General features: G+C 58.3%; 21 protein-coding genes and 1 pseudogene. 9 read left to right on the top strand and 13 right to left on the bottom strand.

The window, feature by feature from the left end; translation table 11 throughout:
* Positions 1-36: 36 nt before the first annotated feature.
* The 6 genes from pheT to infC all read right to left on the bottom strand — a co-directional run bounded on the left by pheT (position 37) and on the right by infC (position 5983).
* Complete coding sequence (pheT, locus tag QE432_RS14410) at positions 37-2460, bottom strand: phenylalanine--tRNA ligase subunit beta (protein WP_111804267.1); 2424 nt, start codon at positions 2458-2460, stop codon at positions 37-39.
* 24 nt (positions 2461-2484) lie between these two features.
* Positions 2485-3567: a phenylalanine--tRNA ligase subunit alpha gene (gene pheS / locus QE432_RS14405; protein ID WP_003514626.1), complete on the bottom strand. Its 1083-nt coding sequence runs from the start codon at positions 3565-3567 to the stop codon at positions 2485-2487.
* Positions 3560-4438 carry a lipopolysaccharide kinase InaA family protein gene (locus QE432_RS14400; RefSeq protein ID WP_111782883.1) on the bottom strand — a complete coding sequence of 293 codons (879 nt, stop codon included), beginning with the start codon at positions 4436-4438 and terminating at the stop codon, positions 3560-3562. Before QE432_RS14400 ends, pheS begins: the two co-directional genes overlap by 8 nt.
* Positions 4439-4603: 165 nt before the next feature.
* Positions 4604-5008 carry a 50S ribosomal protein L20 gene (gene rplT / locus QE432_RS14395; RefSeq protein ID WP_003514622.1) on the bottom strand — a complete coding sequence of 135 codons (405 nt, stop codon included), beginning with the start codon at positions 5006-5008 and terminating at the stop codon, positions 4604-4606.
* 40 nt (positions 5009-5048) lie between these two features.
* Positions 5049-5252, bottom strand: a complete 204-nt coding sequence (gene rpmI, locus QE432_RS14390) for a 50S ribosomal protein L35 (protein ID WP_003493355.1) — start codon at positions 5250-5252, stop codon at positions 5049-5051.
* 194 nt (positions 5253-5446) lie between these two features.
* Positions 5447-5983, bottom strand: a complete 537-nt coding sequence (infC, locus tag QE432_RS14385) for a translation initiation factor IF-3 (RefSeq protein ID WP_060641871.1) — start codon at positions 5981-5983, stop codon at positions 5447-5449.
* 187 nt (positions 5984-6170) lie between these two features.
* Here infC and QE432_RS14380 point away from each other — a divergent pair, with 187 nt between their 5' ends.
* The gene (locus QE432_RS14380) at positions 6171-6959 is read left to right on the top strand and encodes an alpha/beta hydrolase (protein ID WP_111782884.1); all 789 of its coding nucleotides are present in this window, start codon (positions 6171-6173) and stop codon (positions 6957-6959) included.
* A gap of 118 nt (positions 6960-7077) precedes the next feature.
* Positions 7078-7692 (top strand): transglutaminase-like cysteine peptidase, encoded by a 615-nt coding sequence (locus QE432_RS14375; protein ID WP_003514617.1) that lies wholly within the window; start codon positions 7078-7080, stop codon positions 7690-7692.
* Between the two features lie 63 nt (positions 7693-7755).
* Here the strand turns inward: QE432_RS14375 and mbfA are convergent, their stop codons facing one another.
* On the bottom strand, positions 7756-8739 hold the full coding sequence (gene mbfA, locus QE432_RS14370; RefSeq protein WP_003514615.1) for an iron exporter MbfA: 984 nt from the start codon (positions 8737-8739) through the stop codon (positions 7756-7758).
* Between the two features lie 140 nt (positions 8740-8879).
* Here mbfA and QE432_RS14365 point away from each other — a divergent pair, with 140 nt between their 5' ends.
* Positions 8880-9353: a group III truncated hemoglobin gene (locus QE432_RS14365; RefSeq protein ID WP_111782885.1), complete on the top strand. Its 474-nt coding sequence runs from the start codon at positions 8880-8882 to the stop codon at positions 9351-9353.
* Between the two features lie 138 nt (positions 9354-9491).
* Positions 9492-10595, top strand: coding sequence for a TRAP transporter substrate-binding protein (locus QE432_RS14360; RefSeq protein ID WP_003514611.1), 1104 nt, complete (start codon positions 9492-9494; stop codon positions 10593-10595).
* Between the two features lie 3 nt (positions 10596-10598).
* On the opposite strand, the pseudogene QE432_RS14355 reads toward QE432_RS14360, so the two are convergent.
* Positions 10599-11688: pseudogene (locus tag QE432_RS14355) on the bottom strand (helix-turn-helix transcriptional regulator).
* 143 nt (positions 11689-11831) lie between these two features.
* Here QE432_RS14355 and QE432_RS14350 point away from each other — a divergent pair.
* On the top strand, positions 11832-12908 hold the full coding sequence (locus QE432_RS14350; RefSeq protein ID WP_111782886.1) for an alpha/beta hydrolase family protein: 1077 nt from the start codon (positions 11832-11834) through the stop codon (positions 12906-12908).
* A 10-nt stretch (positions 12909-12918) separates the two neighbouring features.
* Here QE432_RS14350 and QE432_RS14345 read toward each other — a convergent pair whose 3' ends face one another.
* The 3 genes from QE432_RS14345 to QE432_RS14335 all read right to left on the bottom strand — a co-directional run bounded on the left by QE432_RS14345 (position 12919) and on the right by QE432_RS14335 (position 14538).
* The gene (locus QE432_RS14345; RefSeq protein WP_306624705.1) at positions 12919-13437 is read right to left on the bottom strand and encodes a GNAT family N-acetyltransferase; all 519 of its coding nucleotides are present in this window, start codon (positions 13435-13437) and stop codon (positions 12919-12921) included.
* A 22-nt stretch (positions 13438-13459) separates the two neighbouring features.
* Positions 13460-14041 carry a helix-turn-helix domain-containing protein gene (locus QE432_RS14340; RefSeq protein WP_003514603.1) on the bottom strand — a complete coding sequence of 194 codons (582 nt, stop codon included), beginning with the start codon at positions 14039-14041 and terminating at the stop codon, positions 13460-13462.
* 95 nt (positions 14042-14136) lie between these two features.
* Positions 14137-14538, bottom strand: a complete 402-nt coding sequence (locus tag QE432_RS14335; RefSeq protein WP_112958897.1) for a ketosteroid isomerase-related protein — start codon at positions 14536-14538, stop codon at positions 14137-14139.
* Positions 14539-14611: 73 nt separating this feature from the next.
* On the opposite strand from QE432_RS14335, the gene QE432_RS14330 reads away from it, so the two are divergent.
* From QE432_RS14330 to lepA, 3 genes are all read left to right on the top strand, one after another.
* Positions 14612-15220 carry an N-acetyltransferase gene (locus QE432_RS14330; protein ID WP_035197703.1) on the top strand — a complete coding sequence of 203 codons (609 nt, stop codon included), beginning with the start codon at positions 14612-14614 and terminating at the stop codon, positions 15218-15220.
* Positions 15217-16086 (top strand): carbon-nitrogen hydrolase family protein, encoded by an 870-nt coding sequence (locus QE432_RS14325; RefSeq protein ID WP_003514598.1) that lies wholly within the window; start codon positions 15217-15219, stop codon positions 16084-16086. The genes QE432_RS14330 and QE432_RS14325 overlap by 4 nt, the downstream gene beginning before the upstream one ends.
* A gap of 61 nt (positions 16087-16147) precedes the next feature.
* Positions 16148-17986, top strand: a complete 1839-nt coding sequence (lepA, locus tag QE432_RS14320; RefSeq protein ID WP_025592156.1) for a translation elongation factor 4 — start codon at positions 16148-16150, stop codon at positions 17984-17986.
* Between the two features lie 71 nt (positions 17987-18057).
* On the opposite strand, the gene QE432_RS14315 is transcribed toward lepA, so the two are convergent.
* On the bottom strand, positions 18058-18465 hold the full coding sequence (locus QE432_RS14315; RefSeq protein ID WP_003514594.1) for a DUF2000 family protein: 408 nt from the start codon (positions 18463-18465) through the stop codon (positions 18058-18060).
* A gap of 94 nt (positions 18466-18559) precedes the next feature.
* Here QE432_RS14315 and QE432_RS14310 point away from each other — a divergent pair, with 94 nt between their 5' ends.
* The gene (locus QE432_RS14310; RefSeq protein WP_162686726.1) at positions 18560-19342 is read left to right on the top strand and encodes an AraC family transcriptional regulator; all 783 of its coding nucleotides are present in this window, start codon (positions 18560-18562) and stop codon (positions 19340-19342) included.
* On the opposite strand, the gene QE432_RS14305 is transcribed toward QE432_RS14310, so the two are convergent.
* Positions 19343-20230: an NAD(P)/FAD-dependent oxidoreductase gene (locus QE432_RS14305; RefSeq protein ID WP_111782888.1), complete on the bottom strand. Its 888-nt coding sequence runs from the start codon at positions 20228-20230 to the stop codon at positions 19343-19345. It lies immediately after the preceding gene.
* Positions 20231-20233 lie beyond the last annotated feature (3 nt).

Genomic DNA, 20233 nt, shown 5'->3' with positions numbered 1-20233 from the left:
ACTGCCTCGGCTTTTTCAATTCATGGAAACAGAGCTTTACGCTCTCAGCACGCCGCCCGTCGATTTCTCGACATTACCGACGATCTTTGCGGTCAGCGCCTCGAAATCCTCGTCCGTCAGCGTCTTGTCGACCGGCTGGATCTGAACTTCAATGGCGATGGACTTTCGGCTTTCGCCAAGCGATGCACCTTCGAAGACGTCAAAGACATTGACGCCGGTGATCAGCTTGCGATCAGCGCTTGTTGCAGCCTTGATGATGGCACCTGCCTCGACCGACTTATCGACCACGAAGGCGAAGTCGCGCTTGACCGCCTGGAAGGGCGAAAGCTCAAGGGCCGGCTTTGTGCGGGTCGCCTTCTTCTTCGGCTCCGGCATGGCGTCGAGATAGATCTCGAAACCGCTATAGACACCGGAAACATCCAGCTCTGACAGAGTCTTCGGGTGGAATTCACCGAAATAGCCGAGCACGACCTTCGGACCCATCTTGATGGTGCCGGAGCGGCCAGGGTGATACCAGCCGGGAGCGCCGGCCTCGATCTGCACATTGGCCATCGGCAGGCCGCAGGCTTCGAGCACCGAAAGCGCATCGGCCTTGGCGTCATAGACATCCACCGGCTTGCCGCCGCCCTTTGTGGCATTGGACCACATGCGGCCGCTGCCTGCGAGCGAGGCCGTGCCACGGCGTACACCGCCGGCAACACGGCGCTGGGTGTCTGGCGTGTCACCCTCATAGGTGCCGGAGACCTCGAAGATTGCCACATCGCCATGGCCCTTGTCGGCATTGCGCTGTGCTGCGGTCAGAAGGCCCGGCAGAAGCGAAGGACGCATATCCGACATATCGGCCGCGATGGGGTTGGCCAGTTTCAGAGCGGGCGAACCGCCACCGAAAAGCTTCGCGTGAGCTTCCGGGATGAAGGACCACGTGACGGCCTCCAGCATGCCACGGCTGGCAAGCGCACGGCGCGCGGTGCGGGTGCGCACCTGCAGCGTCGTCAAGATGCGGCGGTTGACGGCACCGAAGCTCTCCAGCGGTTCCGGCTTGATGTTGTCGACGCCATGAATGCGCATGACCTCTTCCACCAGATCGGCCTTGCCGTCGACATCCGGGCGCCAGGACGGCACGGTGACGGAAACACGCTCGCCCGTTCCCTCGATGCCGAAACCGAGACCCTTGAGAATGGCCAGGCTTTCTTCCGCCGAAACTTCTAGGCCGGTCAGACGCTTCACTTCCGAGAGCGGAAAATCCACGACCTTGGGCTGATGCCCCTTGTAACCGACGACCTTGGCTTCGCCGGCAACGCCGCCGCAGAGTTCCAGAACCAGTTCGGTGGTGCGTTCCAGACCCGGAACCATATATTCCGGATCGACGCCGCGCTCGAAGCGATAACGGGCATCGGTGATGATGCCGAGCGAACGGCCGGTCTTGGCGATGTTGATCGGATCCCAGAGAGCGGACTCGATCAACACGTCAACGGTGTTTTCATCACAGCCAGAGTGTTCACCGCCCATGACGCCGCCGATGGACTCGAGGCCCTTTTCGTCGGCGATGACGACATTGTTCGGGCCGAGCTTGTATTCGCGCTGATCAAGCGCGAGGATCGTCTCACCCTCTTTCGCACGGCGGACCGTCAGATCGCCTTTGACCTTGGCGGCATCGAAGACGTGCATCGGCCGGCCCTGATCGAAGGTCATGTAGTTGGTGATGTCCACGAGCGCATTGATGGGACGCAGGCCGATCGCCATCAGACGCTGCTGCATCCACTTCGGGCTCGGGCCGTTCTTCACACCGCGCACGATGCGCAGCGAAAAGCCGGGGCAGAGCGCCGCGTCGTCCAGCTCCAGCTTCACGTCGACCGGGGTTGAGCCTTCGACCTTGAAGGACGGCGCTGGCTTGGTCTTGAGCTTGCCGAGACCGGAAGCGGCGAGATCGCGGGCGATGCCATAGATCGAGGTGCAATCCGGGCGGTTTGGCGTCAGATTGATCTCGATGACCGGATCGTCAAGTCCGGCATAGGTCGCGAAAGAAGTGCCGACCGGCGCGTCTTCCGGCAGATCGATGATGCCGTCGTGATCGTCGGAAATGTTCAGCTCTTTTTCGGAGCACATCATGCCGTGGCTTTCAACACCGCGTATCTTGCCGACGGCAAGCGTGACATCGATGCCCGGAACGTAAACGCCAGGACGCGCCAGCGCACCGACAAGGCCGGCGCGCGCATTCGGTGCGCCGCAGACGATCTGCACCGGCTTGCCGTCACCGGCATCCACCATCAACACCTTGAGGCGGTCGGCCTCGGGATGTTTTTCGGCGGAGACGACCTTGGCAATGACGAAAGGCTTATAGGCCGCCTTGTCGTCGACGTCCTCGACCTCAAGCCCGATCGCCGTCAACCGTTCGCAAATCTCGTCCAGCGTCGCATCCGTTTCGAGATGCTCTTTCAGCCAGGAAAGAGTGAATTTCATGTCTTTGCTCCTTGGCTAACCGGATTAAACGCTCAAACCGCCGAACAGCGTCGGCATGTCGAGCGGGCGGAAGCCGTAGTGGTTCATCCAGCGGACATCGGCGTTGAAGAAATCACGCAGGTCCGGCATGCCGTATTTCAGCATGGCGATGCGGTCGAGGCCCATGCCCCAGGCAAAGCCCTGATATTCATCGGGGTCCAGACCGCCGGCGCGCAGCACATTCGGGTGCACCATGCCGCAGCCAAGGATTTCCATCCAGTCGTTGCCTTCGCCGAACTTGACGATCGGGCCGGAGCGGTCGCACTGAATATCCACCTCGAAGCTCGGCTCCGTGAAGGGGAAGAACGACGGGCGGAAGCGCATGACAACGCTATCCACCTCAAAGAAGGTCTTGCAGAACTCTTCAAGTACCCAGCGCAGATTGCCAACATGCGCCTTCTTGTCGATCACCAGACCTTCGACCTGATGGAACATCGGCGAATGGGTGGCATCGGAATCCTGACGATAGGTCTTGCCCGGAATGACGATGCGGATCGGCGGCTTCTGGCTTTCCATGGTGCGGATCTGCACCGGCGAGGTGTGCGTGCGCAGCACCTTGCGCTCGCCGTTTTCATCCGGCTGGAAGAAGAAGGTGTCATGCATTTCGCGGGCCGGATGGCCTTCAGGGAAATTCAGCGCCGTGAAGTTGTAATAGTCCGTTTCGATATCCGGACCTTCGGCGATCGAGAAGCCCATATCCGCAAAGATCGCGGTGATTTCATCGACGATCTGGCTGATCGGATGAATGCGGCCGCGCTCGGTCGGAGATTGGCGGACCGGCAGGCTGACATCAAGCGTTTCCGCCTTCAGGCGGGCGGCAATCGCGGCATCTTTCAGGCCACTCTTGCGTTCACCGATCAGGTCGGTGATTTCAGTCTTGAGCTGGTTGATGGCAGCGCCTCGGGTCTGGCGCTCTTCCGGCGTCATCGACCCCAGCGTCTTCAGAAGCTCCGAAACCGAGCCCTTCTTGCCAAGCGCGGAGACGCGCACGGCTTCGATGGCCGGCTCATCGGCGGCGGCGGCGATCTCCGACATCAGTTGCGATTTCAAGGTATCAAGTTCAGTCATCTTTTCCTGCCTTGCCGGTATTTTTAACAGCGGCTTCGGGGTTCACAGCATTCATCAGATAGTCGGTCGCCATGATAAAGCGTCGCAGATCACTACCCATCCGCACGCGCCCGATCAACCGGGCAAGCGGTAAAAATCGCCCCAGAATGCCGATCAGACGGCACAATTCTTCAAGCGCCCGCGGCGGGGCGTTTTCACGCCAGCGGGCAAAGGCGGCGTCGCAGGTTTTAGGCGCATCGCAGGCGCGGGTCGCGACCTGCAAAAACAGCAGCCAGATATCGCGCGCCTGCGCCGTCTCCAGCGGCATGACCTCCTGAGGGCGCTCCTCGAAATCCATGAAACCGATACGGTCGTCTTTTAAAAAGAAGTCACGCACATGCGGGCGGCCGTGGCAGAGGCCCGCCGCATGCAGCTCGCCAAGCGCTTCTGCGGATTTCACAAGCAAGGCGTCATGTCGCACCGGATCGGACGCCTTTAGCGCATCCATCCGCTCCATGAGCGTCGGACCGACATCTCCCAGCACCATTGCTGTGCGCGACGAGTAGATCAGCGGCGGAACCGGGAAACCGCCTTGCTGGAACTGCTGCAACGTTTCCAGCTCTCGCTGCATGAGGCCCGCGCCGTCCAGCGGTTCAGAAGGGCGAAGAAAAGCATAAGGCAGAAGTTTTGACAGCAGCTTCTGCATTTTCATCCACCAGGTCACACGTTCCGTGCCCTGCCGTTTGATCCAAACCGTCAATTGCGAGAGCTCGACCTTTTGAATGCGCCGGTCACTTTTCAGGAGGACGCGCATCAGGGTTGCGATGTCGTCATCGTCGAGATGAACGCGAAAGCCTTCTGCTTCCACAACCTGAATTTTATTGACCAGCATTTCCGTCCACCAAGGATTTCGCTTCAAACGGCGTGAATACTCCAACTCTTCTAAATTTCTAAATTAAAAAACGCCGATAGAGCTGTATCAGAAACTGAAAACGAAAAACCCGCGCCGGAGGACCGGCGCGGGTTTCAAATGAACAACAGATTGTCCGCGCCGTAATTACTTTACAGCGGTTTCAAACTCGTTGGTCGTACCAGCTTCCTTGAGGTACTCAAGAGCCTTCTTCGCGGTCTCGACGAGCACGCCGAATGCTGCCGGCTCATGGATAGCCATGTCGGACAGAACCTTGCGGTCAACTTCGATGCCAGCCTTGTTCAGGCCGTCGATGAAGCGGCCGTAGGTCAGGCCGAATTCGCGAACAGCAGCGTTGATACGCTGGATCCACAGAGCGCGGAAGTTGCGCTTGTTGACCTTGCGGTCGCGGTAAGCGTACTGCTTGGAACGATCCACGGCAGCCTTAGCTGCGCGGATGGTGTTCTTGCGGCGGCCGTAGAAGCCCTTGGCTGCCTTGAGTGTCTTGGTGTGCTTGGCGCGGGAAGTTACGCCACGTTTTACGCGTGCCATGTCATGATCTCCTTAAAGTGTCCAAAAGTGCGGAAAAGTCTCAGAGACCGTTCGGCAGGTAGTTCTTGACGACTTTTTTGCCGTCAGCTTCGGCGAGAACCATGGTTCCACGCGCGTCGCGAATGAACTTGTTGGTACGCTTGATCATGCCGTGGCGCTTACCGGCGGCGGCTGCAACAACCTTGCCGGTGGCGGTGATCTTGAACCGCTTTTTTGCAGCGGACTTCGTCTTCATCTTGGGCATTTTGCTACTCCGTGTTTTTGTATCGAAACAGGCAGACGAGGCCTATTTCAAGCTATTCAGGAACGGCCTCGGCATGCCCTGCCGGACCGTTCGGACGCGCGCTTATAACCGCAGTCGGTTAAAAGCGCAACGGGGAATACGAACTTCCCCTTGCGGTGGTGCTTCATGCCGCCCGGGCGGCGTGCGCGAAAGAGTTATTTCGGCGCGAGAACCATCATCATCTGACGGCCTTCCAGCTTCGGCTCGGCTTCAACCTTGGCAATCGCCTGGGTATCTTCCTTCACCTGGAGGAGAAGCTTCATGCCGAGTTCCTGGTGGGCCATTTCGCGGCCGCGGAACTTCAGCGTCACCTTCACCTTGTCACCTTCGTCAAAGAAACGGTTCATCGCCTTCATCTTCACGTCATAGTCATGCGTGTCGATGTTGGGGCGCATCTTGATTTCCTTGACCTCGACGATCTTCTGTTTCTTGCGCGCTTCAGCGGCTTTTTTCTGGGTCGAGTATTTAAGCTTGCCGAGATCGAGGATCTTGCATACCGGCGGTTCAGCGTTCGGCGAAATCTCAACGAGATCGAGACCGGCATCCTCCGCCATTTTCAAAGCCTGGTCCGTCGGCATGCTACCGAGGTTCTGGCCCTCTTCATCAATAAGCTGAACTCTGGGAACCCGGATTTCCCGGTTGGAGCGCGGGCCCTCCTTGACGGGGGCATCGGCTTTGAAAGGTCTGCGAATGGTCGTATTCTCCTGATCTGTTTCTGGATCACATCGGCAAAAAACAGCTTGTTTGGTACAAGCGGCGGAAATGTCGTTATTGCCGTGGCGAAGTCAATAGCATATCTGCCCGAAAAGATCACCTGTTGTCACGGTTTTTGCAAATACGTCGCCTTTGTTGCGCGAAATTCAGGAGAATTGCATATACATGACTGAACAAGCCGCTGAATTCCTGCGTGTAGGCATGGGCGACGACGCCCGCGACATCGCCGTCCTTCACCGCCCGTCAACTTCACGAGAAGATGCACCCACGCTTGTCTGGCTCGGCGGTTACCGTTCCGACATGACGGGAACCAAGGCGGTGGAACTCGACCGCTTTGCGGCGGAAAACGGCATTGCGTGCCTGCGGCTCGATTATTCCGGGCACGGCGCTTCCGGCGGTGACTTCAAAAAGGGCACGATTTCAAGATGGCGGGAAGAGGCACTTGCCGTCGTGCGCGAAAAGGCGCCATCGCGCGTCGTCCTTATTGGTTCGTCGATGGGTGGATGGATTGCGCTGCGCATGGTTGAGGAACTGCGCAAGGCCGGCGGCACGCCGTCCGTCGCTGGTCTGGTCCTCATTGCGCCAGCCCCCGATTTCACGGCGGACCTGATAGAGCCGAGCCTCACGGATGCGGAAAAACGGTCGCTTGAAGAAAAAGGTTATTTCGAGGAACATTCGGAATACAGCCCCGAGCCAAACATCTTTACGCGCGCGCTGATGGAAGACGGGCAGCAGAACCGCGTCCTCACCGGCATCATTACCACGGGCTGCCCGGTTCACATCCTGCAGGGAATGCGCGATCCCGATGTTCCCTATCAGCATGCGCTGAAGCTCCTCGAACATCTTCCTGCCGACGACGTCGTCTTGACGCTGATCCGCGATGGCGACCACCGGCTGTCCCGGCCGCAGGATATCGACAGGATGCTGGCTGCCGTCAAAGCCCTTGCAACATAGGCATTTGCGCAACGATCTTAACCATATTTAACGAGTCTTGCGCGCCGCCGATGGCTAGTGATTGACTCCTGACCCCCAACCCTCTTAACTTTTCGTTAAGAATTAAGGGACGGGTTTCATGATGAACGCACCGCTGGCGCGTGCGCTGCTGTTTGCAGTTGCCGCCGGGCTATTGACTGCTGCCTCCGCCGTGGCGGAAACCAAGGGAAGCCCTTCCATGGTGACGGGTGGGATCACATCCCAGCCGATCGGCCATTATGAGTTCTGTCAGAAATACGCGAGCGAGTGCAACATTCGAAGCAAGCTGACGCCGCCGCCACGCGTCACCGAGTATGGCTGGGGTGTGGTTCGCGAGATCAACACATCCGTCAACACCTCGATCGTCGCCATGACCGACATGGAAATCTACGGCAAGGAAGAAGTCTGGGAATATCCCACGACCGCTGGCGATTGTGAGGACTTCGTGCTGCTGAAGCGCAAGAAGCTGATCGAGCGTGGGTTTTCCGTTGCTGACCTGCTAATTACTGTCGTGCGCAAGCCTGATGGCGAGGGCCACGCCGTGCTGACGCTCCGCACCACCGATGGCGATTATATTCTCGACAATCTCACCGACGACGTGAAGCTCTGGACCGACACCAACTACACTTATCTGAAGCGGCAGGCGTCCTTCAATTCGGGCCGCTGGGTTTCCATCGAGGATGGCCGCGACGTTCTGGTCGGCGCATTGCGCTGATCGGCAGATATTATAGGCTCAATGCAGAAAGCCCGCAGCAAACGCTGCGGGCTTTATTATTCACTAGGCGTTGCCGATGATGATACCGGCGGCCAGCACCAGCGAACCGCCGAGCACTACCTGAAACACTGCCCGCAGGAACGGCGTTTCCATGAAGCGGTTCTGAATAAAGGCGATGGCCCAGAGTTCCACGAAGACGACGACCGCGGCGATGGCCGTTGCTGTCCAGAAATGCGGAATGAGATAGGGCAGCGCATGGCCAAGGCCACCAACGGCCGTCATGATGCCTGAGGCGAGACCGCGCTTTACCGGAGAGCCACGACCGGAAAGCTTGCCATCATCATGGGCCGCCTCGGTGAAGCCCATGGAAATACCCGCGCCAACGGAGGCCGAAAGACCGATCAGGAAGGTTTGCCACGTATCCTGCGTGGCGAAGGCGGCTGCGAAGATCGGCGCCAGCGTCGATACGGAACCATCCATCAGTCCCGCAAGACCCGGCTGCACGAAGGTCAGAAGAAATTGCCGCTTTGCGGTTTCCGCCTCTTCTGTCTTGCCGTTTTCGTCGAGATGTTTCTCTTCCAGCATCTGCGCGATGTCTTCGTGACCACGCTCCGCCTCGGCCAGATCGCCGAGCAGCTTGCGGGTCGAGGCATCGCTGGTGCGCTTGACAGCCTCATCGTAAAAACGGATCGCCTGGGCCTCCATCAATTCCGCCTGCGCACGAATTTTGTCAAGCGACAGGTTCTTCACCAGCCAGTCCGGCGTGCGCTCGTAAAAGCCACGCACATGCTCACGGCGGATCAGGGGGATCGTTTCCCCAAATCGCCTGCGGTGCATGTCGATCAGCACGTTTCGATGCTGCTGCTCCACCTCGGCCATATCATCGAAGATTTTTGCGGATTGCGGATATTGCGCGCGCAGATGATCGGCATAGGAGCGGTAGATGCGGGAATCGTCTTCTTCGGACGAGATGGCAAGTGCGAGGATTTCCTGTTCGCCAAGCGAGGAGAACGGGCGTTTGGACAGGGAAAAAAGACTGCGGAACATGACTGGAACCTCTTTAGAATAATTCTAAATACATCCTGATCACGTCACAATCAAGCCTTTTAGAATTATTCTAATATGCCAAAGGGTCGCATTGCGGAGTGTCGAAGAGCCACGTAGGTTCTGCCGCAAAAGGAAGCACAATGCAGGACCAGATCGCGGCAAAGGCCGCCCACAACGCGGAAATTCAGAACAGGGCGGAAAAGGCCATGGCGGCTATCGGCATCGACGCCGGTTTCGTCGACCTGCTGGTCGAGACATTTTACGCCCGCGTTCTGGAACATCCCACGCTGGGCCCTGTCTTCGATGCGCGGCTTTCCGGGCGCTGGCCGGAGCATATGGCCAGGATGAAACAGTTCTGGGCCGCCGTCGCCTTCAAGAATGGCGGCTACGGCGGCAAGCCGGTGCAGGCGCATCTTGGCGTAAAAGGCATGTCGGCGGAACTGTTCCCGCAATGGCTGGCGCTTTTTTCGGCCACCCTTGACGATATCGCGCCGAGCCCACAAGCCCATAGCTGCTTCATGGAAACTGCGGAACGTATCGCAAAAAGCCTGACGCTTTCGCTGTTTTATAATCCTGCAATGGATGATCCGGCGTTAAAACGCATGCATCCGTAGCCCCATCCGGGCGATGATAGCAGGCCCGGCAAGTTCAAATATTCCCCTTGATGGCCGCGAGGATAAATGTTTAGTAGCCAGTGGGAGGCGTACCGTACGGTTCGCCTGTAATATGCAGACATATCAGGGCTTATCGACATGGATCGCAGATCATTTATTCGCAAGGCGGGCGCTGTTGGTGCCGGTGTTACCGCAACCGTGCTGGCCGCTCCGGCCATTGCGCAGGAAAACCCCAAAATCACCTGGCGCATGACGTCGTCATTCACCAAGGGCCTCGACATTCTATTCGGTGCCGGCCAGATCGTCGCCGATCATGTCAAGGAAGCATCCGGCGGCAACTTCGTCATCCAGCATTTCGCCGGTGGCGAAATCGTGCCGGCGCTGCAGGCAGCGGATGCGGTGACGGCCGGAACCGTCGAAATGGCGCATACCTGCTCATACTACTATGTTGGCAAGGACCCGACCTTCGCGCTCGGGACCTCGGTTCCCTTCGGTCTCAATGCACGCCAGACGAATGCATGGTTCAACCAGGCGGGCGGCAACGAGTTGCTCAATGAGTTTCTTGCCCAGCACAATATCTACTCGATCCTGCTCGGCAATACCGGCGCCCAGATGGGCGGCTGGTTCCGCAAGGAAATCAACACCATCGATGACCTGAAGGGCTTGAAAATGCGCATTGCGGGCCTGACCGGCCAGGTGATGCAGAAGGTTGGCGTGACACCGCAGCAGATCGCCGGCGGCGATGTTTACGCTGCACTGGAAAAGGGCACCATCGATGCAACCGAATTCGTCGGTCCCTATGACGACCAGAAGCTCGGCTTCTACAAGGTTGCGAAATATTACTACTACCCCGCATGGTGGGAAGGTGGCCCAGCCGTTCATGCTTTCGTGAACCTGCAGAAGTTCAACGAGTTGCCGGAGAACTACAAGCGTATTCTGAAAGACGCCTGCGCCGCCGGCAGCGCCAGCATGCTGGAGCGTTATGACGCGCGCAATCCGAAGGCTCTGAAGGAACTCGTGGCGCAGGGCGCCATCCTGCGGCCGTTCAGCCAGGAAATCCTCGATGTCTGCCACAAGGCGGCGCAGGACACCTATGCCGAGATTTCGGCCAAGAACGAGAGCTTCAAGAAGATCTACGAAAGCCAGCAGGCGTTCAAGAAGGACGCCTATCTCTGGGCACAGATCGCCGAATATACCTATGACACCTATATGATGATCCAGCAGCGCAACGGCACGCTCTGATCCTCATTTCAGGATCTTCAAACGGCCATCCGGCATCTGCCGGGTGGCCCGTTTTTGTATTCGACACCAGCTTCCACACCTCGCGTTCACGCCAGTCCATCGGGCTCATGCCGGTGACGCGGCGAAATTCCCGGTTGAAGTTGGATTTGGTCTGAAAGCCGGAAGACAGCATGATCGCAGTGACCGACTGATCCGTCTCCTCCAGCAGCCGGCAGGCTTCGCGGATGCGCAGCTGGTTGACATATTGCGAGACGTTAACGCCGAGCGAGCGATTGATCGCGCCCGAGATTTGCCGGCTCGGCAGACCGAGACGTTTTGCGAGCCGTGACAGGTTTAGGTTCTCATCGCGGTAGAGCGTGTGGGTCTCCATCAAGCGATCAAGCCTTTCGACAACGTCCCGGTCCTGTTGTGAAGGCGCCGGTGAAGACAACTCCGCAGCAGGCTGGGCAGCCGTTTGCGGCGCTTTGCTTTTGCCGGCAAGTGCAGCCATGAGACCGATCAGCAGAAGCCCGAGAAGATTGGCATTGCTAACAAGTGCGGCGACATTTTCTCCATGCGCCCACTCGAAATCGAAAAACACCAGAAGATCGAAGAACGCGGAAACGCAGAGAGCGACCGCGGCGACAATGAGCGCCTTATGCGCAGATGCGACGCTGGCAAATTGCGCTTCGTCCAGCCCATCCGGCCCTTTTCTTGCCAAGAGAAGCAAGGCAATGGCGTGCCCGACAAAAATCACGATCAGCGCAAAATCGATCGCAACAGGAAGGACGAACTCCAGAAAGACGACGAAGAAAGGTGAAAGCACAAGACTGGCAAACATCGCCCTCCTGCTTTCAACTCCAACGCCCATCAGTCCGCGAAAGGCGATGTAGACGAGAGGCGGCAGGCAGGCAGCCAGAACAGGCAAAACATAACGCGCTTCGCTCACACCATATCCCCAGCGCAAGCCGACAAGAACGGACTGCACGGCGCAAAGCGCGATGAGCGCCAGAAACGCCCGGTTGGTTCGCATATCCTCTGCGCCTCGAAAGAAGACGATGAACATGACGACCAGCAGAAGTGCGACGACAAAAGGCAATGGAATGAAAAGCACGGATAACGATCCCGAAGCGATGAATTACCACCCATTCATGGACCAGATCGCGTTTCGGCACGACCTTTAACGCGATCAAGGACGCATTTATTCACCCTAGAAGGAAAACGGGAGCATCCACCTTGTCAAACGGAGAGGCTCTCATGACACTGAAAAACACCCTTGTCGCACTTCTGATGTGCGCGGCTTTTTCCCCGCAGGCATTTGCCGCAGAGGATGTCGGGCTTACCAGCATCCCAGTTTCTTCCAAGGCTCGCGACACAAACCTTGACGTTACGATCTGGTATCCGGCCAAAGGCGGAGACGGCATACCGGCGCTTTCCTCCGAGAACCGTATCTTTCAGGGAACGGCGGTTCGGAAGGACGCGACCATCAAGGACGGCCATTTCCCCCTCGTGTTGATTTCGCACGGGTCCGGCTCGCGCGCTGAAGGCATGGCCTGGATCGCCGCGAAACTCGCCAGCGAAGGTTTCATCGTCGCCGGAACCAATCATCCCGGCACGACCAGTGGTGACTCGACGCCTGCCGACACGCCGAAAATCTGGGAGCGGACCAACGATCTATCCACAATCGTCACGGCCTTGACGACGGACGCCACGTGGTCGGGTGCGATCGATGCGCAACGCATCGGTGTTCTCGGCTTTTCGCTGGGCGGTAGCGCGGCGATGGAGATTGCAGGTGCACGCGCCGATCTTGACGCCTATGTGCGCTATTGTGAAGAGAATGCAGCAATGATGGATTGCCAGTGGTTTGCCGGCGGCCGGGCCTATGTCAATAACGAGCCGGTCAGCGTACCGAAGGTCGATCTCAGAACCATCGACAAGACCCGTTTCGAGCAGCAGAACCGCGATCCACGCATCCGTTCCGCCGTGTTGGTCGATCCGGGTCTGGCGCTGGCGTTCCAGCCGGACAGCCTTAGACAAATCGATATTCCGCTGACCTTCATCAATCTTGGCAGCGAAGGTAAAATACCGCCCGCTGTCCTTGCCGACGAGCTTGCAGCACAAGTGCCTGCCTCTACTTACCAACAGGTTGACGAGGCCAACCATTTTAGCTTCCTGCCCCTTTGCAAGCCGGATGCCGACGCGTTTCTCAAATCCGTTGGCGAGCGCGATCCGATCTGCGAACCGGCCGGGCCCCGCGACCGTAAGGATATTCATGCACAGCTGGAAACGATGATCGTCAACGCCTTCAACCGCACGCTGAAGCCGGGTCAATAACAATAAGAACCTAGCCGATCCTTTTGTAAAACAGCGTCGTGCCGCAATAACGCCCGTCGGGAAAAAGCGCATAGTCGGGGATGACGCCGACGCGTTCCCAGCCAAGACGGGGATAAATTGCCTCCGCATCGCTACCCGTGGCCGTATCCAGCACCAAAAGGGTACGGCCACGTTTTGCCGCTTCCTGCTCCACCTTTTCCATGAGCTTTCGTGCAAGTCCCAGCCCGCGTGCCGACCGATGCACAAGAAGCTTCATCAGATCACCGCGATGTGGCTGGTTGGGCTTGGAGGCCAGACCGACCTGCACCGTGCCCACCACTTTATCGTTTACTTCCGCCACCACATGAATGGTGCCGCCTGCTTCCACGGCACCGGCTACATCCTGCCAGAACGGCTCGGCATCTTTTGGGGAGAAAGGCAGCATAAAACCGACAGACGCGCCGCCATTAACGCAGTCGGCGATAATGTCACAAAGTTCGGGCAAGGCATTGATCGTCTCTGCCCGGTTCAATACGCGGATGGTGGCCATTAATAACTCCTGTCGGGGAAAATCAGCGCTGTCTTTGATCCAGCACGACGGCATAACGGGCAGGTTTTTCTGAGGGATTGTGGAAGACATGTCCCTCACCCACCGGCATGAAAAGGCAATCGCCGGGTTCCAGCAGGTGCACGTCTCCACCACTCGTCATCTCCAGCACACCGTCAAAAAGCCAGACATATTGCGTCATTCCGCGGCTTGCCGCATGCGGCGGGAAACCGACACGTGCGCCCGCCGGGAACTCGACCTCGACAATATCGACATCGGAACCGACGCGTGGCGGGGAGATGGCACGGCGCACATAACCGGTCTCCGGGTCTTTCCAGAGCTGCTGGTCACGCTTTTTCACCAGCGGTGAAACAGCCTCTTCGTCTTCGGCGAAAAAGCCGGAGAGCGACAGGCCTAGCGCTGCGCAGATGCGGGCAAGAAGCGAGGCCGTGGGGCTCGCCTCGCCACGTTCGATGCGGGAAATCATGGCGCGGCTGACGCCGGATTCGGCGGCGAGCCGGTCCAGGGTCAAACCATTTTCGGCGCGCAACGTCTTGATGCGGTCGCCGATAGAGCGTTCGAGAATATGATCTTCGTTTTCCATCATGCGAGAATACATTCTCACATGATGGAGTCAATATCTACCATAATGGAAATTGCGATCGCTTTTTTACCGCGGGTTCTGCGCGCGGCAAAGATGCATCAGGCACCGACCTGGGCGATCCAATCGTTCAGGTTATAGTAGTTCGTTACACGACTAACTTTTCCATCCTTCAGGTCAAAGAATGCACCAGCCGGCAGGACGTATGTCTGGCCATTGGCTTCCGGCAGGCCTTCATCGGTTGCGAGATATTCGCCGTTCACGATGAATTCCGCAGAGGCGCGCTTACCGTCCTCGCTCGCCATGATGACCATGTCGGTGAGGTTTTCCTTATAGCAGCGGTTCATGTGCTGCATGAAGGACGCAAAAGCCGGCTTTCCGGTCTGACGCTCGCCCTGATTGATGTCATGTACCACCTCGTCGTGAAGAAGCGCCAGAAAGGCATCCATGTCCTGACGGTTGAAGGCATCATAATAGGCGCGGATGGTCTCAGTGGCGGTCATTGTCTTCTCCGTTCAATGCTTGCGCGGGTTTTCCATGACGGTATAACCAGTGCAACCGAAAGTGAAAATGCCCATGACCGTCGAAATCAAGTCTCTTTCCGGCATCGAGGCCGCGCCCTATTTCGATGACCTTGCGCGCCTGCGGATCGAAGTGTTTCGCGCCTTTCCCTATCTCTATGACGGATCGCTGGATTACGAGCGCAAATATCTCGCTACCTATGCCGACACGAAAGGCGCGGTTTTCGTGCTGGCGCTGGATGGCGCACACGTGGTGGGCATGTCCACCGGCATGCCGATGGCGGCCGAGACCGACGAGGTGAAGGCGCCCTTCCTGAAGGCGGGCTACGATCCGGACCGGATATTTTACTTCGGCGAAAGCGTGCTTCTGCCCAGCTATCGCGGGCATGGCATCGGGGTGCGGTTCTTTGCGGAGCGGGAGGCGCATGCGAGCAAGCTCGGCTTCAACTGCTGCACCTTCTGCGCGGTCGAGCGCCCCGCCGACCACCCGCGCCGGCCGTTGGATTACGTGCCGCTGAATACCTTCTGGGAAAAACGCGGCTATCGCCATCACCCGGAATTGCACACCAGCTTCACCTGGCGGGATCTAGACGAGAGCACCGAAAGCCCAAAGCCCCTGTCGTTCTGGATGAAGACCATTGCTGCCGGAGAGGAAAACAGATGACGAAACTCGCCGCCAGCCAATATGCCATCGAACTCATCGAGACATGGGAAGGCTATGCCGCCCATCTTTCCGCCATCGTGCGCGAGGCGAAAGAAAAAGGCGCCGAGCTGCTGCTGTTGCCGGAATATTCGGCCATGACGCTGACCGGGCAGTTGCCGCCGGATGCGCGCTCGGACCTGCACCGCTCCATCGAAGAGATACAGCCGCTCATCCCCTCATGGGTCGAGCTTTGCGAAGAGCTGGCGCGGCAACATCAAATCCTGTTTCAGCCGGGCAGCGCGCCAGTGAAAGACAAGGACGGCAAGTTCCGCAACCGCGCATGGCTGTTCGGCCCCAACGGACTGATCGGGTATCAGGACAAGCAGATCATGACGCGCTTCGAGCGGGAGCAATGGAACATCCATGCCGGCATCGAGGGCCTGAAAGCCTTCGAGACGCCGATCGGCAGGCTCGGCATCCTCATCTGTTACGACAACGAGTTCCCGATGCTTGGCCGGAAGCTGGCCGAGCTTGGCGTCGAACTGGTTCTCGCTCCCAGCTGCACCGATACGCTGGCCGGCGCCTACCGGGTGCGCATCGGCGCGCAGGCGCGGGCGTTGGAAAACCAATATGCCGTTCTCTCCTCCCCCACGGCGGGTGAGGCTCCATGGTCTCCCGCCGTCGATGAAAATCGTGGCCGCGCAGCACTTTACGTGCCATCCGACTATGGCATGCCGGCATCGGGTATCGTCGCGGAAAGCGAAAGCGATGCGGTGACACACAGCACGTTGCTGATCGCCGATATCGACCTTGCTGCCGTGGCCAAGCTTAGAACCGAAGGACAAGTGGCCACCCGCCGCGACTGGCCGGAGCAGTTTGCGATCTGAAAAGCCCATTTTAAAGGGCTTTTAACCAAATTCCCGCTTTGCGGCATGAGAAGCCCCTGCTATAGCGCGGGGCATGAGCACAAATTCGACCCGCACGCCCCTGGACCATATCCGCAACTTCTCGATCGTTGCCCACATCGATCACGGCAAATCGACGCTGGCCGACCGGTTGATCCAGTCGACAGGCGGCCTTGCCGAGCGCGATATGTCGGAACAGGTTCTCGATTCGATGGATATCGAACGCGAGCGCGGCATCACCATCAAGGCCCAGACCGTGCGCCTGCACTACAAGGCGAATAACGGCGAAACCTATGTGCTGAACCTCATCGACACGCCCGGTCACGTCGACTTTGCCTACGAAGTGTCCCGCTCGCTTTCGGCCTGCGAAGGTTCGCTACTGGTGGTGGACGCATCTCAGGGTGTGGAAGCCCAGACGCTGGCCAACGTTTATCAGGCGATCGACAATAATCACGAGCTGGTGACGGTCTTGAACAAGATCGACCTGCCGGCCGCCGAACCCGACCGCATCAAGGAACAGATTGAGGAAGTAATCGGCATCGATGCTTCCGAAGCTGTGTTGATTTCGGCCAAGACCGGGCTTGGCATCCCCGATGTTCTCGAAGCCATCGTCAACCGCCTGCCACCGCCCAAGAGCGAAGTCGGCGAGAACGGGCCGCTCAAGGCGCTGCTCGTCGACAGCTGGTACGACACCTATTTGGGCGTCATGGTTCTGGTGCGCGTCATCGACGGCGTGCTGACCAAGGGCCAGCAGATCCGCATGATGGGTTCCGGCGCGAAATACGGCGTCGAGCGCGTTGGCGTACTTACCCCGAAGATGGTCAATGTCGACAGCCTCGGCCCCGGCGAGATCGGTTTCATCACCGCCTCGATCAAGGAAGTCGCCGATACGCGTGTTGGCGATACCATTACCGACGACAAGCGCCCGACGGCGCAGGCCCTGCCCGGCTTCAAGCCAGCGCAGCCCGTGGTTTTCTGCGGCCTCTTCCCTGTTGATGCAGCCGACTTCGAAGATCTGCGCGCGGCGGTGGGCAAGCTTCGCCTCAACGACGCCTCCTTCTCCTTCGAAATGGAATCGTCTGCCGCTCTCGGCTTTGGTTTCCGTTGCGGCTTCCTCGGTCTGCTGCATCTTGAAATCATTCAGGAACGCCTCGAGCGTGAGTTCAATCTCGATCTCGTCGCCACAGCACCTTCGGTCGTCTATGAAATGACGCTGACGGATGGCACCGAGAAAGAGCTGCACAACCCGGCTGATATGCCTGATGTCGTGAAGATCAAGGAAATCCGCGAACCGTGGATCAAGGCGACGATCCTGACGCCCGACGAATATCTCGGTGGTATCCTGAAACTCTGTCAGGACCGGCGCGGCCTGCAGACGGAGCTGACCTATGTCGGCAACCGCGCGATGATCACCTATGAATTGCCGCTCAACGAAGTGGTGTTCGATTTCTACGACCGCCTGAAATCCATCTCGAAGGGTTACGCCTCGTTCGACTACAACATCATCGACTATCGCGAAGGCGATCTCGTCAAGATGTCGATCCTCGTGAACGGCGACCCGGTGGACGCACTCTCCATGCTGGTCCACCGCTCGGCGGCTGACCGGCGCGGACGCGGCATGTGCGAAAAGCTGAAGGAACTCATTCCGCCGCACATGTTCCAGATCCCGATCCAGGCGGCCATTGGCGGCAAGGTCATCGCCCGCGAAACCGTGCGCGCGCTGCGCAAGGACGTGACGGCGAAGTGCTACGGTGGCGATGCGACGCGTAAACGCAAACTTCTGGACAAGCAGAAGGAAGGCAAAAAGCGCATGCGCCAGTTCGGCAAGGTGGAGATTCCGCAGGAAGCTTTCATCGCTGCGCTGAAGATGAACGACGAATAAGCGGCCGCTAAATCGTCGCTGATTTGACAAGGGAGGCTTACGGCCTCCCTTTTTACATTCACGGCAGCTGCTCAGGCATGCAGCTTCGCGCCCTTGGTAATCTTGTCGACGATTTTCTTGTCCGCCCTAAGCGCCATGCCGACGACCTTTGCATTGTCGGGAGAAAATTCCGAAAACACCTGGCGGTTGGCAACATCATGACCGGTTGCGAACATTTCCTCGATATAGAGCGATGTCGTGACCTCGCGTTCCAGGGATCGCTGATGGATTTTGCGCAGCGCCTCCTGATCCGTGGCCATGACGACTATCGGCTGGACGGACAGGGGATTGTAGACGTTACCCGCCCCGTCGCGGTATGGTTCCCCGATGATCTCTCTGGTCTGGGCGACGATGCCGGACATGAGAAATGCGGTGACGTTCAGTTTTTGCCACACGGCAAGGTCATCACGAAGGATGACGGCGATCTTGGTATCAAACATGCAAACTCAATCTGGCTGTGGTTACGAAAGAGAAGCGACCCTAGTCCCTCAGGGTACGAGCGATCTTGAACGTTCGTGCAAATTCGAGGGGATCGTGCAGGCCCCTTCCAGCGAAGGGATCGAGCGCATCGAAGCGCGCTTTCACGGCAACGCCTATGCCCCCCATCGCCATGACACCTATGCGCTCGGTGTGACGCTTTCCGGCGTCCAGACCTTTTCCTATCGTGGCACATCGCATTTCAGCACGCCCGGAAAGGTTATCGTGCTGCATCCGGACGAAGTTCACGATGGTGGTGCCGGCACCGACGAAGGTCTGCGCTACCGTATGCTCTACCTTCCGCCGGAAAAAACCATGGAGGTGGCGACCGGATTTCACGCGCTGCCATTTGCAAAAAATCCCGTCATCGAAGACGATGAGTTCCGGCAATGCCTGATAGAGGCTCTCGGCAATCTCGAAGGCGAGCCGGACAATCTGCTCCTGACCGACTGGCAATCGAGACTGTCGGATCTGCTCTGGAAGCATTCGAACGGAAGCAAGAGAACAATCAAGCGGCTTGACCGGATCGCCGTTTTCCGTTGCCGGGATTACCTGCTGGAGAACAGCGCGCTTGCCGTCAGCTCAGAGAAGCTGGAGCAAATAAGCGGGTTAGATCGCTTCACGCTCTTTCGGCACTTCCGCTCCCTGTTTGGCACGAGCCCGCACCGTTATCTCATCATGCGACGTCTGCAAAAATGCAAGGACATGATGCGGGCGGGTGCGGGTCTTGCGGAAACGGCGTTTGCCTGCGGCTTTGCAGATCAGGCGCATTTTACCCGCCACTTCAAGAATGCCTTCGGAATGCCTCCGGGGCGCTGGCTAAGCCTTGTTTCGCACTGATCATTCCGGAAACATGATCGACCTGTGAGCCGCAGTCCCTGCCATGGCGCCATCGCCCACGGAAAGAGCGACCGAGCCAGCGGGCCTTGCCACATCACCGCATGCGAAGATTCCGCGCACTGTCGTCTGTTTCATGGCATCCGTCACGATGCTTGACCCCATCGGCCCTTCTTCCACGGTGCAGCCGAGCTTTTCGATCCAATCCGAGGCAATCCGCAATTTCGGTTGCGTGAAAAGACCGGCCAAAGCAATGCTGCGCCCATCCGCAAGAACGACATCCGCATGCCCTGCGATCTCTCTGATACGCTCTTTTTCCACCCGAACGCCCCGGGCTGACAAAAGCGCATTCTGTTCAGCATCCGGCACGAATATACCGTTGGTAAAAAAGGTCGTTTCACCCCAGTCCGGAAGCATCAGTGCATGGTGGATGGCCAGCGGTGAGGCCGCGATGACGCCGATCCTGCGCTGATCCAGTTCGTATCCGTGGCAATAGGGGCAATGGAAGACGGCGCTGCCCCAGCGTTCCTTCAGCCCGGCTATATCAGGCAGTTCATCCGTAACGCCTGTGGCAAGGATTAGTCTGGCCGCCCTTTCGCGGCGATTGCCATCGATCTCGATGACGAAGTCATCGAATGATCCTTCGGCATTCGTTACCCTGCCCTTTGCCCAGTGTATCGTCGGGTAGCGCTCGATCTGGCGGCGTGCCTCGGCGATGATGTCGCCCGGCGCCTTGCCGTCCTGTCCGAGAAAACCGTGGGAATGGCTGGCGAAGCGGTTTCTCCGCTCACCCGCATCCACCACCAGGATGTTTTTTCTCGCGCGCCCGAGCTGCAAGGCGGCGGACAGGCCCGCATAGCTGCCGCCGATAATGATGACGTCGTATTTCATGAT

The organism is Agrobacterium sp. SORGH_AS_0745 (assembly GCF_030818995.1).
GTDB classification, from domain to species: domain Bacteria; phylum Pseudomonadota; class Alphaproteobacteria; order Rhizobiales; family Rhizobiaceae; genus Agrobacterium; species Agrobacterium tumefaciens.
The sequence above is the reverse complement of the archived record's forward strand: the minus strand, read 5'-3'. Positions and strand labels throughout refer to the sequence as shown.

Coding starts and splice junctions, on each gene's coding strand:
- pheT (WP_111804267.1), bottom strand. CDS start 2,460: ATGAAATTCACTCTTTCCTGGCTGAAAGAGCATCTCGAAACGGATGCG.
- pheS (WP_003514626.1), bottom strand. CDS start 3,567: ATGACTGAACTTGATACCTTGAAATCGCAACTGATGTCGGAGATCGCC.
- QE432_RS14400 (WP_111782883.1), bottom strand. CDS start 4,438: ATGCTGGTCAATAAAATTCAGGTTGTGGAAGCAGAAGGCTTTCGCGTT.
- rplT (WP_003514622.1), bottom strand. CDS start 5,008: ATGGCACGCGTAAAACGTGGCGTAACTTCCCGCGCCAAGCACACCAAG.
- rpmI (WP_003493355.1), bottom strand. CDS start 5,252: ATGCCCAAGATGAAGACGAAGTCCGCTGCAAAAAAGCGGTTCAAGATC.
- QE432_RS14380 (WP_111782884.1), top strand. CDS start 6,171: ATGACTGAACAAGCCGCTGAATTCCTGCGTGTAGGCATGGGCGACGAC.
- QE432_RS14375 (WP_003514617.1), top strand. CDS start 7,078: ATGATGAACGCACCGCTGGCGCGTGCGCTGCTGTTTGCAGTTGCCGCC.
- mbfA (WP_003514615.1), bottom strand. CDS start 8,739: ATGTTCCGCAGTCTTTTTTCCCTGTCCAAACGCCCGTTCTCCTCGCTT.
- QE432_RS14365 (WP_111782885.1), top strand. CDS start 8,880: ATGCAGGACCAGATCGCGGCAAAGGCCGCCCACAACGCGGAAATTCAG.
- QE432_RS14360 (WP_003514611.1), top strand. CDS start 9,492: ATGGATCGCAGATCATTTATTCGCAAGGCGGGCGCTGTTGGTGCCGGT.
- QE432_RS14350 (WP_111782886.1), top strand. CDS start 11,832: ATGACACTGAAAAACACCCTTGTCGCACTTCTGATGTGCGCGGCTTTT.
- QE432_RS14345 (WP_306624705.1), bottom strand. CDS start 13,437: ATGGCCACCATCCGCGTATTGAACCGGGCAGAGACGATCAATGCCTTG.
- QE432_RS14340 (WP_003514603.1), bottom strand. CDS start 14,041: ATGATGGAAAACGAAGATCATATTCTCGAACGCTCTATCGGCGACCGC.
- QE432_RS14335 (WP_112958897.1), bottom strand. CDS start 14,538: ATGACCGCCACTGAGACCATCCGCGCCTATTATGATGCCTTCAACCGT.
- QE432_RS14330 (WP_035197703.1), top strand. CDS start 14,612: ATGACCGTCGAAATCAAGTCTCTTTCCGGCATCGAGGCCGCGCCCTAT.
- QE432_RS14325 (WP_003514598.1), top strand. CDS start 15,217: ATGACGAAACTCGCCGCCAGCCAATATGCCATCGAACTCATCGAGACA.
- QE432_RS14315 (WP_003514594.1), bottom strand. CDS start 18,465: ATGTTTGATACCAAGATCGCCGTCATCCTTCGTGATGACCTTGCCGTG.
- QE432_RS14305 (WP_111782888.1), bottom strand. CDS start 20,230: ATGAAATACGACGTCATCATTATCGGCGGCAGCTATGCGGGCCTGTCC.